Genomic DNA, 13,294 nt, shown 5'->3' with positions numbered 1-13,294 from the left:
TTTCCAGAGCAATCCATTATCCAACCTGCCAGTCACTGCGATTCCTGTCAGACTCGCTTGCGTCCCTTAGATTTGATTCCGATTCTCTCGCAGGTCTTCAATCGCTTTCGCTGTCGCTACTGCAAGGCTCCTTATCCCGTCTGGTATGCCCTTTTGGAACTTGGCTTAGGACTCATCTTTCTGGCTTGGTCTTGGGAATTGCTTTCCTTGGGGCAAGTCGTCCTAATCACCGCTGGTTTGACCTTGGGCATCTACGACTTTCGCCATCAGGAATATCCCTTACTAGTCTGGATGACTTTCCACCTAATCCTAATGGCCGGATCTGGCTGGAATCTGGTCATGGTCTTCTTCCTTGTCCTTGGAATTGTGGCTCATTTTATCAATATTCGCATGGGCGCAGGGGATTTCCTCTTTTTAGCTTCTTGCGCTCTCGTCTTTAGTGTAACGGAGTTACTGATCTTGATTCAGTCTGCTTCTGCGATGGGAATTCTAGCCTTTCTCCTACAAAAGAAAAAGGAAAGACTTCCTTTTGTGCCTTTCCTCTTACTTGCTACTTGTGTGATTATTTTTGGTAAGCTACTGCTTGTCTGATAAAGTCCTGAATCGGCTCTCCTTGGTGGAGAGCTTTTACGATTTTTGAACCGACGATAACGCCATCTGATACCGCATTGAAGCGTTCTACATCGGCTTGACTAGATACGCCAAAACCTGTCAAGACTGGGATATCGGCTACTTGATGCAGTTGTGCCAAGTGCTTGTCCAAATCTGCACGGTAATTTCCTGATTTTCCTGTCACCCCGTTAATAGCAACGGCATAGACAAATCCTTCTGCTCCCTTGATCAACTCTTTTTGGCGATCAATCCCTGTTGTCAAACTAACTAGGGGAATCAAGGCGATGTCTGTGTCTGCCAAAAATGGCTCTACAAAATTGGCATGCTCATGAGGCAGATCTGGAATGATCAAGCCCTTAACCGCTGTATCTGCCAAATCTTTGACAAATTTCTCAACACCATACTGAAAGAGGGGGTTGAAGTAGGTCATAATGACAAGCGGAACCTCTGTTTCAATGGTTTTCAAGGTTTCAACCAAAGCCTGAGTAGACGTCCCGTTAGCTAGACTGCGCAAGCCTGCTTCTTCGATAACAGGTCCATCTGCAACAGGGTCTGAAAAGGGAATGCCCACTTCAATGGCTGAAACACCTAAATCTTCTAAAAAGTGGATTGTTTCAGCGAGACCATCCAAACCTTTCTCGTGATCTCCAGCCATGATATAGGGAACAAAAATTCCTTTTCCAGCTGCTTTGATAGCATTTAATTTTTCTGTTAGTGTCTTAGGCATGAGCTTCTCCCTTCTTTGCTGCATCTGCTTCCAAGCGGTCTTTGACTTGAACCACATCCTTGTCCCCACGACCTGATAGGCAGACAATCATAGACTTGTCTGGTCCAAGTTCTTTAGCCAATTTTACCGCAAAGGCAATGGCGTGACTCGATTCCAAGGCTGGGATAATCCCTTCCACACGAGACAAGAGTTGGAACCCTTCCAAGGCTTCCTCATCTGTCACAGGAACATAGCTAGCACGCTTGATATCGTGGTAGTGAGAATGTTCTGGACCGATACCAGGATAGTCTAAACCTGCTGAGATAGAGAAGGCTTCAAGAATTTGCCCATGAGCATCTTGGAGAACATCCATAAGAGAACCGTGAAGGACACCTGGACGTCCCTTGGTCAAGGTCGCTGCGTGGTGCTCTGTATCCACACCAAGTCCTGCTGCCTCAGCTCCATACATGGCTACTGACTCATCTTCTACAAATGGATGGAAGAGACCAATGGCATTAGATCCACCGCCAACACAGGCTACTAGGGCATCTGGTAGGTCTTGTCCTGTCAAATCACGGTACTGTTGTTTAGCTTCTCTACCAATGACACTTTGGAAGTCACGGACGATTTCTGGGAATGGATGAGGCCCCAAGGCTGAACCAAGGATATAGTGGGTATCGTCGATATTTGCCACCCATGAACGAAGGGCCGCATTGACAGCGTCCTTGAGCACGCGCGAACCATCTGTCACTGCCTCAACCTTGGCTCCCAAAAGCTCCATACGGAAGACATTGAGGGCTTGGCGTTTAACATCTTCCTCACCCATGTAGATTGTACATTCCATGTTAAAGAGGGCTGCAGCTGTTGCAGTTGCCACACCGTGCTGACCAGCACCCGTTTCAGCGATAATTTTCTTTTTGCCCATACGTTTAGCTAGGAGAACTTGTCCCAAGGCATTGTTAATCTTGTGGGCCCCTGTATGATTAAGGTCTTCCCGTTTAAGATAAATTTTGGCTCCGCCGATATGCTGGGTCAAGTTTTTTGCGTAGTAAAGAGGAGTTTCACGTCCCACATACTGGCGCAAAAGTTGGTTTAATTCCTCTTGGAAACTTGGGTCTGCCTGACTTTCACGGTAGGCTTTCTCCAACTCCAAAACTGCTGTCATCAATGTTTCTGGGACGAAACGTCCACCGAATTTTCCGTAAAATCCATCTTTATTTGGTTCTTGATATGCCATTCTTTGCCCTCTCTATAAATCTTCTAATCTTTTCCTGATCTTTTTGTCCATCTGTCTCCACTCCGCTCGATACATCGACTGCATAGGGAGTAAAGTGTTGAATTGCTTTTGCTACATTGTCTTCATTAAGCCCACCTGCGATAAAGAAAGGCTGAGCTAGTTCTGCCGTATCCAGTTGACCCCAGTCAAAGGTCTGGCCACTCCCTGCCACAGGGGCATCAAAGAGTAGATAATCTGCCTGAGAATTGGGCACATGCCCATCTCCATCCACCTGTACAGCCTGAATACTGTCACAAGGCAAATCCTCAAACAAATCATCTGCCACCCGACTATGAACTTGAACCAAGTCCAAGTCAACTTTTTCAATCGCTTCTAGTAGTTCTGCCCGACTTGGTGAAACAAATACACCGACCTTTTTAACATTAACAGGAATGAGCTTTGCCAGCTCAGCAGCCTCTTCCAAAGTCACCTGTCTTTTACTAGGTGCGAAGACAAAACCGATGTAGTCTGCTCCTGCTGAAACGGCTGTTTCCACCGCTTCTTTGGTAGATAGTCCACAAATCTTAACCTTTGTCAATCTGCAACTCCTTGATTCTCTGGGCTACATCTTCCGCCTGCATGAGAGCTGTTCCCACCAAAATTCCGTTAAAGTATGGTGCTACTCGTTCCGCATCCTGCCCTGTGAAAATAGCAGATTCAGAAATGTAATAGCGACCTTCTTCAAAGTGCTGGGCCAAGGCTACACTGGTCTGCAAGTCGACTTCAAAGGTGGTCAAGTTGCGATTATTGACCCCAATAATCTCCGCACCAAGTCTGTGGGCCACTTCAAGTTCAGCTAGATTGTGAGTCTCCACCAAGACTTCCAGACCAAGCTCTGTCGCATAGTCGTAAAGTTCCTTGAGGCGTTCTTCTGACAAGGCTGCCACAATGAGCAGGATGACTGTTGCACCTGCATTGCGGGCGCGGATGATTTGCTTTTCATCGATGATAAAATCCTTGTTGAGCGTCGGAATCTCTACCTGACTTGAAATTTCTTGCAGATAATCCAAATGCCCTTTAAAGAAAACTTCATCTGTCAAAACCGAAATCATCACTGCACCATTTGCTTCATAAGTCTGGGCCTGTTGCACAATATCCACATCGAGATTGATATCTCCCAGACTAGGGCTAGCTTTCTTGACCTCAGCGATTACCTGCAAGCAGTCCTGATGATTCTTCAAAAATTCAGCCAAGCGATAGGTCTGGCGCAGGGGCTGGATTTCCTCCAGCTCCATCTGCTCGACCTCACGCGCCTTCTGCTCCAAGATTCGTGCTAAACATTCCTTACTCATTTTTGATACTCCTGTAACAGTCTGAGTTTTTCAAGGGCCTTGCCACTAGCAATCACTTGACGAGCCAAGGCAACTCCTTCCTTGATACTAGCTACCTTACCATTAGCATAGAAACCAAGACCAGCATTTAAAACTGTAGTTTCCAAGAATGGACTTGGTTCATTTTTAAGAACGCTAAGCAAAATTTCTGCATTTTCCTGAGCATTCCCTCCACGAATATCTTCGATAGCGTAGCGTTCCATTCCCAAATCCTCTGGAGTAAAGCTTGACAAGGTGATTTCGCCATTTTCAAGAAGAGCAATCTTGGTTGTTCCGTTCAAGCCAGCTTCATCCAGCCCTTCTGGTCCAGCAACCACGATGGCACGTTTGCGGCCCATATTTTTCAAAACCTGAGCTGTACTTTCTAGCAATTCTGGACGACTAATACCAAGAAGCTGTGTTTCCAAGGCCATTGGATGAATCAGGGGACCAGTCAAGTTCATAATCGTTGGAATTCCTAGTTCCAAACGCGCTGGCATGATGTATTTCATTGCTGGGTGCATATTTTTAGCAAAGAGAAAGACGATGCCAGTTTTATCAAATACCTTACCTAGTTCAGCTGGTTTGAGGTCTAGATTGATACCCAAGGCTTCGAGAACGTCTGCGGAACCAGATTTAGAAGAAATCGAGCGGTTACCGTGCTTGGCCATGTGAACACCGCCACCAGCCAAGACAAAGGCTGCAGTTGTGGAAATGTTAAAGCTGAAAGACTTGTCCCCACCTGTACCACAGTTGTCCATAGCATCATGGATTTCAGTTGGAATATGTTGGGCATGGCCTCTCATGACTTGGGCAATGGCTGTGCGCTCTTCAGGTGTTTCCCCCTTCATCTTAAGGGCCAAGAGGAGAGAAGCAATCTGCGCCTCTGTTACACGTCCAGTCACGATACGCTCAATGACATCTGTCATTTCCACACCTGATAAATTTTCAAATTTTGCTAGTTTTTCAATAATCTCTTTCATCCTAGTTTCCTCACTTTACAACATTCTCGATAAAATTCCGAATAGAAGACAAGCCATCTGGCGTTCCGATACTTTCTGGATGGTACTGGAATCCATAAATTGGAAGGGATTTGTGTTGAATTCCCATAATAGCTTGGTCATCAGTCGAACGAGCTGTCACTTCAAACTCTTCTGGCATTTCTTCAATCAAAATACTGTGGTAACGCATGACCGCACGACCATCCTCGATTCCTTGATACAAAACAGATGGCGCTTCAAAGCTGATATTGCTCTGTTTCCCATGCATGACTTTTGGAGCCAAACCTAACTTACCACCAAAGACTTCTGCGATGGCTTGGTGACCCAAACAAATCCCTAGAATTGGCTTCTTGCCTGTAAAGTCACGAATCATGTCTTCCATCTTACCAGCATCAACTGGCCAACCAGGACCAGGAGAAAAGACCAGACCATCTGCTTTTTCAGCTTCTTCATACAGCTTAGGATCATCATTTCTCAAGACCTGAACTTCTGCAAAATTCCCAATATATTGCGCCAAGTTATAGGTAAAAGAATCATAGTTGTCAATTAATAAAATCATGGTCTTAGTTCTCCAATTCTAGTCATAGATTTAGCCTTGTTAATGGTTTCTTGGTATTCGTTTTGGGCAATGGAGTCATAGACAATCCCTGCCCCAGCCTGCACATAAGCTGTTTGATTTTTGAGAATCATAGTTCGGATGGCAATGGCGAAATCCATATCACCCGTCGCAGACAAGTAGCCGATTGCTCCTGCGTATACGCCACGTTTTTCCGTTTCCAATTCATAGATACGTCTCATAGCTCGAATTTTGGGTGCTCCTGACACTGTTCCAGCAGGAAGTGTTGATTTCAAGGCATCCATGGCAGTGAGTTCTGGAAGCAAACGCCCCTTGACCACACTGGTCAAATGCATGACATAGCGGAAGAGTTCTACTTCCATATACTTAGTGACTTGGACACTGGCCGTTTCAGAGATGCGACCAATATCATTTCGTCCCAAGTCTACTAACATCCGATGCTCTGCTGTTTCCTTCTCATCAGAAAGTAAGTCTGTTGCCAAAGCCTTGTCCTCTTCATCAGTAGCTCCTCTTGGTCGTGTCCCTGCAATCGGATTGGTTGTCACGATGCCATTTTTGACAGAAACCAAACTTTCTGGACTGGCACCGATGATTTGATAATCTCCAAAATCATAGAAATAGAGGTAATTGGATGGATTGGTCACGCGAAGATTTCTATAGAAGTCAAATGGATTTCCAGTCACTTCTGCTGAGAAACGCTGGCTAAGTACACATTGGAACATATCCCCGTTACGAATCAAGTCACGAGCTGTTTCCACCATTTCCTCAAACTTCTGAGGAGCGATATGGGGTTTGAAGTCTAACGGAGATAGATCCAAGTCTTCAAATTCATTTGGAGCAGGAATGCGTAATTCCTCAAGCACTTGGTTCAAGGCTTTTTCCAAGTCTTCTTGACTGCGCTCGCTATAAAGAGCATCCTCGATGACATGGATTTTTTCCTTCTTGTGGTCAAAGACCATGTAACTCTCATAGACGAAGAAATGCATGTCTGGCGTTCCAATTGTATCTTCAGGAATTTGACCAATTTCTTCATAGAGCGAAATCATATCGTAACCCACAAATCCAATGGCTCCTCCACCAAAAGGTAGGTCTGAATGGTGTTGGCTCTTATGAGTCACTTCATAAAGGAAATCCAAAGGATCACGATCAATCACTTGCCCATTTTGATAAAGAACTCCATTTTCAAACTTAATCTCAAAAACAGGATTATAGGCTAAGATAGAAAAACGAGCGGTTTCCTTGTCTCTCGGAATACTCTCTAAGATAACCTTGTGTTGCCCCTTTAGGCGCATATAAGCCAAGATTGGTGATAAGACATCTCCATGAATGATTCGTTCCATTGTAATTTCCCTTTCAGTTCTACTTCTAGTCCGTGGCGACTGTATGAAAAATCCCCACGCAAAATAACTTGCGTGAGGACGAAATTCGCGGTGCCACCTCAATTATAGGATTTCTCCTATCTCTCATCCCTGTCTCAGAAACCTCCTGTAACAGGCTGTGCGATAAAGGGCACTCCCTTGAGAATTATGTTTTCTTCTCTCGTTTCAGATGGACCCAACCTTACAGCTTTCTCTGCTTGTTTCCAGCAACCACAAGCTCTCTGTGAGAGAAAAGACTGTAATTTTTCCATCTATTATTTTTTAGCTTCTAGGTAGTCCGCAATCGCAGCTACGTCCTTGTCTCCACGACCAGAGACATTGATAATGATAATGTCGTCTTTACTTAGTTTCGGTGCACGTTTAACTGCTTCTGCGATAGCGTGCGAACTTTCAATCGCTGGGATAATTCCTTCAGTCTTGCTGAGAAGGAGGAGAGCCTGAACAGCTTCTTCATCCGTCGCAGCCACATATTCCACGCGACCTGAGTCTTTGAAGTAAGCGTGTTCTGGGCCAACACCTGGATAGTCCAAACCAGCTGAGATAGAGTAAACTGGAGCTAGCTCTCCATCTTCCTTAAAGACTGCATAAGTCTTCATGCCGTCGACAATTCCGATACTACCTTTTGTCATAGTAGCTGCGTGCTTGTCTGTATCAAGTCCGTGACCAGCAGCTTCAACCCCAACCAATTTAACTTCTTCATCAGCCACATACTGAGAAAAAGCACCGATGGCATTGGAACCACCACCTACACAGGCAATAACGTAGTCTGGTAAACGACCTTCTTTTTCTAGGATTTGACGGCGAGATTCTTCACTGATAACCTTTTGAAACTCATGAACAATGGTAGGATATGGGTGAGGTCCCACAGCAGATCCCAAAACGTAGAAGGCTTCAAGGTCATTCATCCATGCTCCAAAGGCTGCATCAACCGCATCCTTAAGAGTTCGTGTCCCTGTTTCAACTGCGTGAACAGTTGCTCCCATCATCTCCATACGGAAAACATTGAGACGTTGACGCTCCACATCTTCTGCCCCCATGTAAACATCACAAGCCATACCAAACTTAGCTGCAGCAGCTGCAGTCGCAACCCCGTGCTGACCAGCACCTGTTTCCGCGATAACCCGTTTTTTGCCCATACGTTTAGCCAAAAGAATTTGTCCTAAAACGTTGTTGAGTTTATGAGAACCAAGGTGGTTAAGATCTTCACGCTTGAGATAAATCTTAGCTCCACCTAAGTGTTCTGTCAAACTTTCTGCAAAATAGAGCGGTGTTTCGCGACCTGAATAGTCCTTCAAGTAATGACGAAATTCTGCCAAAAATTCTGGATCGTCCTTGTACTTTTCAAATGTCACTTCCAACTCATCCAACAAAGCCTGAATAGGCTCCGGTACAAAACTACCACCAAATTGTCCAAAATAACCTTTAGTTGTCATAAAATTTTCCTCTTTCCGTATGAATCCGGCCGTTTTGTTTGCTTTTAGTAGTAGGCAAGGAGCTGTAGATAGAACTCAAGTTCATCAAAGCGACTTAACGCCCTAATAAAAGATAAACAAAACGACGGATAGAAAAAAGCCCACACACGGAATCTACTTCCGTGTGAGGGCGTTTGTAACGCGGTGCCACCTCAATTATAAAGGGACTATCCCTTTACATCTCTGCCTTGTCTAACAACAAGTTGCACTGTAAGGTGTGCGCACCGAATTTTCATTGTTTCAAATTCATTTTTAAAATCAGCCCACTTTCACTACTTCCAACCACCTGTTCACAATCACCACAGGCTCCCTGAAGATCAAAAATAGTTACTTTTCTGATTTGTTGAACTTATTTTAATACTTTGTTTTTTCTTTGTCAAGACTTTTTTACAATTTTTTTGATGAAGCTAGTACTTTTTCAGAAACTGTTTTGAAAGTCTCAATGATATAGTCCACTTCTTCATCGCTTAATTTAGTGTGAAGAGGGAGCGTAATTTCATTTTCAAAGAAGGCATAGGCCTTGGGATAATTCGCCATGTCAAAGCCAAGATTCTTATAGGCTGTCAAGAGCGGAAGCGGTTTGTAGTGAACGTTACTTGCAATTCCTGCTTTAGCTAATTCTTGGATAATAAGATTGCGTTCTTCTAAGCTCGCTCCTTCTACATGGGTGATGTAGAGGTGGCGTGAAGATTCGACAGTTTCAGTCTTGTGTGCCAAAGGATGGATGCGAGAACCTGCAAAACCACGATCATAGCGGTCCACGATGTCCTTACGACGTTGTAGCAAACTTGGGTAACGGCCCAATTGTACCAAACCAAGTGACGCCATGATATCAGTCATATTGCACTTGTAGGCTGGTGTGACGATATCGTATTCCCATGAACCCAGTTGCATCTTGGCTAGGGCATCCTTAGTTTGACCATGAAGGGAAAGAATTTGGAATTCCTTATACATCTCTTCATCATCAATCGCTGGATTGGATTTCCAAGTAGCACTTCCTCCCTCAGCTGTTGTAAAGTTCTTAACCGCATGGAATGAGAAGGATGTGAAGTCAGCGATAGAACCAGCCGGTTGACCCTTGTAAGTAGATCCCAAAGCGTGGGCACTATCAGAAACAATCACGATACGGTTAAAGGCCTTTTGCCACTTGCTTGAAGCAGTAAAGAGGTCACGTTTCTTCGCCACAACTTGGAACAAACGGTCATAGTCGCACACAATCCCCGCAAGCTCAACCGGAATAATCACCTTAGTCTTTTCAGTAATGGCTTGCTCAAGAAGGTCATAGTCCATCTCAAAAGTATCTGCTTGGATATCCACCATGACAGGTGTTGCTCCCACGTGCGTAATAACACTACATGAAGCTGTATAGGTCATAGCTGGAACAATGACTTCGTCACCAGGACCCACTCCCAAGACACGCAAAATCAATTCAAGAGCAGCAGTTGCAGAGTTAAGGCAGACAGTCTTAGGCGTCTGTGTATATTGAGACAAGCGACGCTCCAGTTCTTTTGTCTTCGGACCTGTTGTGATCCAACCAGAACGCAGGGTATCCGCTACTTCAGCAATTTCTGCTTCTGTAATATCGGGTGGTGAAAATGGAATATTGTAATTTGGCATTGATTTGCTCCTTTTATCTGTACTCATTTTCTCATGACTACTTTATTTTAGCACTTCAAACACGGTTTGAAACATGATTTTGATGTCTCCAAGGAAACTAAATTCTCGGAGATAAGTGAGATTATAGCGCATCTTTTCAGGAAGAACATGTTCTACATAGGCTTGGTCAACTGACAGGCCTTTTTCGGTCATTTGACTGATGATGGTGTCCTCATCCTTGTAGTTGATGCTGGCCGGAGAAGTAATTCCTGCTGGCAAAAGCAAGGTCGCCATCATTTCAGGGCTGTACTGCTCTGTGTAGCGTGGCACTTCAGGTCGTGTACCGACAAAGGACATTTCGCCTTTAAGGACATTGACCAGCTGAGGCAGTTCGTCCAAACGCACACGGCGGATGAAATTGCCAACCTTGGTAATGCGGCTATCGTTAGCAGAAGTCACCAGACTACCTTTTTTATCCGCATCCGTAACCATAGTACGGAACTTCCAAATCTTGAAAGGACGGTTGTACTGGGTCACACGCTCTTGCTTGTAAATGACGGGTCCCTTGCTATCTAACTTGATCCAAATGCTCAAGATCAGAAAGACTGGGGAAGTCAAAATTAGCAAGACCAAGGCCAGAACCCAGTCCAAGCAACGCTTGAAAATCAGCGAACCCTTCCTTTTAGAGACAAGCTGGTAGTAAGACTCAACCTCGCTTGATTTCATTTCAACGGGCAAGTCTTCCCATTTCAGCATGCTGTTTCTCCTTTGTTTTTATTATACTATTTGTCAACATTTTTCATTATACCACAAAATGGAAAAGGCGGTGAAAGAAATCTGTAATTTGAAGGATTTCTTCTTTAAGTAAGAGCCCCTGCCTGCAAGCTATACATCTTGTGATAGGTTCCTCCCAAGGCCAAGAGTTCCTCATGGGTTCCGCTCTCGATAATACGCCCCTTGTCCAAAACATAGATACAGTTGGCATCTTGGATGGTCGAAAGGCGGTGAGCGATGGCAATGGTTGTCCGCCCCTGTCTCATCTTCGCCAGAGAAGCTTGAACCATACTTTCTGTTTCAGAGTCAATATTAGCTGTCGCTTCATCCAAAATCAGAATTTTAGGCTGACTGGCGACTGTTCTAGCAAAGGCAAGAAGCTGACGCTGACCAGTAGAGAAGCTCGAACCACGCTCGGAAACAGGTGCATCATATCCCTGTGGAAGTTCTTGAATAAAGGAATCTGCATCCACAAAGGCAGCTGCAGCCTGAACTTCTTCGTCACTGAGATCTTGGTACATGGCGATATTGGACTTGATAGTCCCGTGATAGAGGAAGGGATCTTGCAAGACTAGACCGATATTTTTTCTCAACTCTTCCTGACTGTAGTCTCTAATATCCACACCATCCAAGAGAACTCGGCCTGACTGGAATTCATAAAAGCGCATGAGGACATTGATAATGGAAGATTTCCCTGAACCTGTATGCCCTACAAAAGCTATAGTTTCTCCCTTGTTAACAGAGAAAGAAATATCATCCAGAATCTGATGTTTGCCATCATATGAGAAACACACATGTTCAAAACGGATATTGCCTTCTTGGACTTTGGCTTGCCCATCTTTTTGAAGAGGCTCATAGGTCTTCTCGTCAATCAAGGCAAATACACGCCCTGCAGACACCATGGACGTTTGAAGGGTTGAAAAGTTTTGCGTCACCTCAATCAAGGGATCAAAGAGACGATTGATATACTGGATAAAGGCATACATGGTTCCTGCCGTTATCCCGATAGAAAGGCCACGGTAACCAAAGTAGGCCATCAAAACGGCATAGCCTAGCAATTTCAGCAAACTCATGGCAGGTCTCAAAAAGAGTGCATCCAAGGCTACAGAACAGTTGGCATAGACCAAGTGTTCTTGGTTGATTTCATCAAACTCTGACTGTAGGCGCTTCTCTTGATTAAAGGCCTGGATAATCCTGATTCCCTCGATGTTTTCAGCCAGCTTGCTATTGATATCAGACAAGAGACTTCTGGTTTTCTCGATAATCTTTACAGATTTTTTTCGATAGAGATTGACCAAAAGGAAAATTAAGGGGAGAAAGAGCAAAACCAAAGCCGTCAAACGAAAATCCAACACCAACATGGTATAAAGGGTTGTCAGAAAAATGAAAACTGCTGAGATAAAGCTGGATAAAATTCCTGAAAACATATCACTGATAGTCTCGGTGTCATTGGTCAAACGAGAGACGATAGAGCCTGCTGGCGTCTTGTCAAAATAAGACATGCCCAGCTTTTCCATATTGGCAAAGGCATCTCGACGAATATCTCTAACAATACTGTAGGACACCCGCGCAAAGAGAAGATTGCCGACATACTGGACCAGAGTTTGTAGGATATAGAGGCCATAGTAGGCCAGCAAAACGGTCACAGCGAGTTGGTTGAGATTGCTGAGATACTGGTCAATAAAGTGGGAAGCCACAAGGGGAATGACGCTTTTAATGATCGTAGTCGCTAGGAGAAAACTGAGTGCCAAAAAGGTAAGGAGTCCATAGGGCTTGAGATAAGACATCAAGCGCTTCAATACAGTCCATTGTTTTTTCTTATTCTGCATCTTCTTCTCCTTTCATTTCCAACTGTTGAGACTGGTAGGTCTGGGCATACCAGCCATCCAAAGCTAGCAAGTCTTCGTGCGTACCACGTTCGATAATTTGACCATTTTGCAGGACTAAAATCAAATCTGCATGGACAACCGCACTGAGGCGATGGGCCGTGATAATGGTTGTTTTGTCCTTGCGCGTCTCCTTGAGGTTGTCGATAATCGCATACTCCGTCTTGGCATCCACGGCCGACAAAGAATCATCCAAAATCAAGATATCAGGGTCTAAAATCATAGCCCGACTCATGGCAAGACGCTGCTTTTGACCACCAGAAAGACTGACTCCCTTTTCACCAATCAGCGTATCAAATCTCTGAGGCATGGCTACAATGTCTTGGTGAACTTGGGCTAGCTTAGTCGCTTCCTCGACCGCTGAAAGGGGCAAGTTAGGATTCCCAAAGCGAATATTGTCTAAGATAGAGGTCGCAAAGAGAAACTGGTCCTGAGGAACATAGCCCATAAGACTACGAAGATCTGTCAGACGATAGTCACGAATATTATGACCGTTTAGGTAAATAGCTCCCTTATCCACATCGTATTCACGCAAGAGGAGTTTGATTAAGGACGTTTTACCAGAACCTGTCTGCCCAACCAAGCCCAGAGTTTGCCCTTTTTCCAAACTAAAGTGAACATTTGTCAGTGTTTCCTCATTTTCAAAGGCAAAGCTATCAATGGCATACTGCAAGCGCCCATTTTCAATACTGTCTAGAGGAAACT

Annotated in this window: 13 protein-coding genes and 2 other annotated features; of the genes, 1 reads left to right on the top strand and 12 read right to left on the bottom strand. The window is 44.6% G+C overall.

Features of this window, described 5'->3' with window-relative positions:
* On the top strand, positions 1–591 hold a 591-nt coding region (locus HMPREF2613_RS10450; RefSeq protein ID WP_070480319.1), incomplete at its 5' end, for a prepilin peptidase.
* Here HMPREF2613_RS10450 and trpA read toward each other — a convergent pair.
* The 12 genes from trpA to HMPREF2613_RS10385 form a co-directional block, all read right to left on the bottom strand.
* Positions 563–1,339 (bottom strand): tryptophan synthase subunit alpha, encoded by a 777-nt coding sequence (gene trpA / locus HMPREF2613_RS10445; protein ID WP_070480317.1) that lies wholly within the window; start codon positions 1,337–1,339, stop codon positions 563–565. The genes HMPREF2613_RS10450 and trpA overlap by 29 nt on opposite strands.
* Entirely contained in the window at positions 1,332–2,555 is a 1,224-nt protein-coding gene (gene trpB, locus HMPREF2613_RS10440; protein ID WP_000331265.1) for a tryptophan synthase subunit beta, read from the bottom strand. The genes trpA and trpB (HMPREF2613_RS10440) overlap by 8 nt, the downstream gene beginning before the upstream one ends.
* Entirely contained in the window at positions 2,533–3,132 is a 600-nt protein-coding gene (locus HMPREF2613_RS10435) for a phosphoribosylanthranilate isomerase (protein WP_070480315.1), read from the bottom strand. The genes trpB (HMPREF2613_RS10440) and HMPREF2613_RS10435 overlap by 23 nt, the downstream gene beginning before the upstream one ends.
* On the bottom strand, positions 3,119–3,886 hold the full coding sequence (trpC, locus tag HMPREF2613_RS10430; RefSeq protein ID WP_070480312.1) for an indole-3-glycerol phosphate synthase TrpC: 768 nt from the start codon (positions 3,884–3,886) through the stop codon (positions 3,119–3,121). Before trpC ends, HMPREF2613_RS10435 begins: the two co-directional genes overlap by 14 nt.
* The gene (trpD, locus tag HMPREF2613_RS10425) at positions 3,883–4,887 is read right to left on the bottom strand and encodes an anthranilate phosphoribosyltransferase (RefSeq protein ID WP_004256041.1); all 1,005 of its coding nucleotides are present in this window, start codon (positions 4,885–4,887) and stop codon (positions 3,883–3,885) included. The genes trpC and trpD overlap by 4 nt, the downstream gene beginning before the upstream one ends.
* A gap of 10 nt (positions 4,888–4,897) precedes the next feature.
* Complete coding sequence (locus tag HMPREF2613_RS10420) at positions 4,898–5,464, bottom strand: aminodeoxychorismate/anthranilate synthase component II (RefSeq protein WP_070480310.1); 567 nt, start codon at positions 5,462–5,464, stop codon at positions 4,898–4,900.
* Positions 5,461–6,822 (bottom strand): anthranilate synthase component I, encoded by a 1,362-nt coding sequence (gene trpE / locus HMPREF2613_RS10415; RefSeq protein ID WP_070480307.1) that lies wholly within the window; start codon positions 6,820–6,822, stop codon positions 5,461–5,463. The genes HMPREF2613_RS10420 and trpE overlap by 4 nt, the downstream gene beginning before the upstream one ends.
* A gap of 71 nt (positions 6,823–6,893) precedes the next feature.
* Positions 6,894–7,125 (bottom strand) — a binding site (T-box leader).
* On the bottom strand, positions 7,116–8,294 hold the full coding sequence (gene trpB, locus HMPREF2613_RS10405; protein WP_033676443.1) for a tryptophan synthase subunit beta: 1,179 nt from the start codon (positions 8,292–8,294) through the stop codon (positions 7,116–7,118). Its footprint overlaps the feature before it by 10 nt.
* A gap of 162 nt (positions 8,295–8,456) precedes the next feature.
* Positions 8,457–8,686: a binding site (T-box leader), on the bottom strand.
* A 34-nt stretch (positions 8,687–8,720) separates the two neighbouring features.
* Positions 8,721–9,950 (bottom strand): DegT/DnrJ/EryC1/StrS family aminotransferase, encoded by a 1,230-nt coding sequence (locus HMPREF2613_RS10400; protein WP_070480305.1) that lies wholly within the window; start codon positions 9,948–9,950, stop codon positions 8,721–8,723.
* A 42-nt stretch (positions 9,951–9,992) separates the two neighbouring features.
* Positions 9,993–10,685, bottom strand: coding sequence for a sugar transferase (locus HMPREF2613_RS10395; RefSeq protein ID WP_070480303.1), 693 nt, complete (start codon positions 10,683–10,685; stop codon positions 9,993–9,995).
* A gap of 104 nt (positions 10,686–10,789) precedes the next feature.
* Positions 10,790–12,532 (bottom strand): ABC transporter ATP-binding protein, encoded by a 1,743-nt coding sequence (locus HMPREF2613_RS10390; protein ID WP_070480301.1) that lies wholly within the window; start codon positions 12,530–12,532, stop codon positions 10,790–10,792.
* The coding region (locus HMPREF2613_RS10385; RefSeq protein WP_148129962.1) for an ABC transporter ATP-binding protein at positions 12,522–13,294 on the bottom strand (773 nt) is incomplete at its 5' end. The genes HMPREF2613_RS10385 and HMPREF2613_RS10390, both read right to left, overlap by 11 nt.

It is taken from the genome of Streptococcus sp. HMSC070B10, from assembly GCF_001808665.1.
Taxonomy (GTDB): domain Bacteria; phylum Bacillota; class Bacilli; order Lactobacillales; family Streptococcaceae; genus Streptococcus.
The sequence above is the reverse complement of the archived record's forward strand: the minus strand, read 5'-3'. Positions and strand labels throughout refer to the sequence as shown.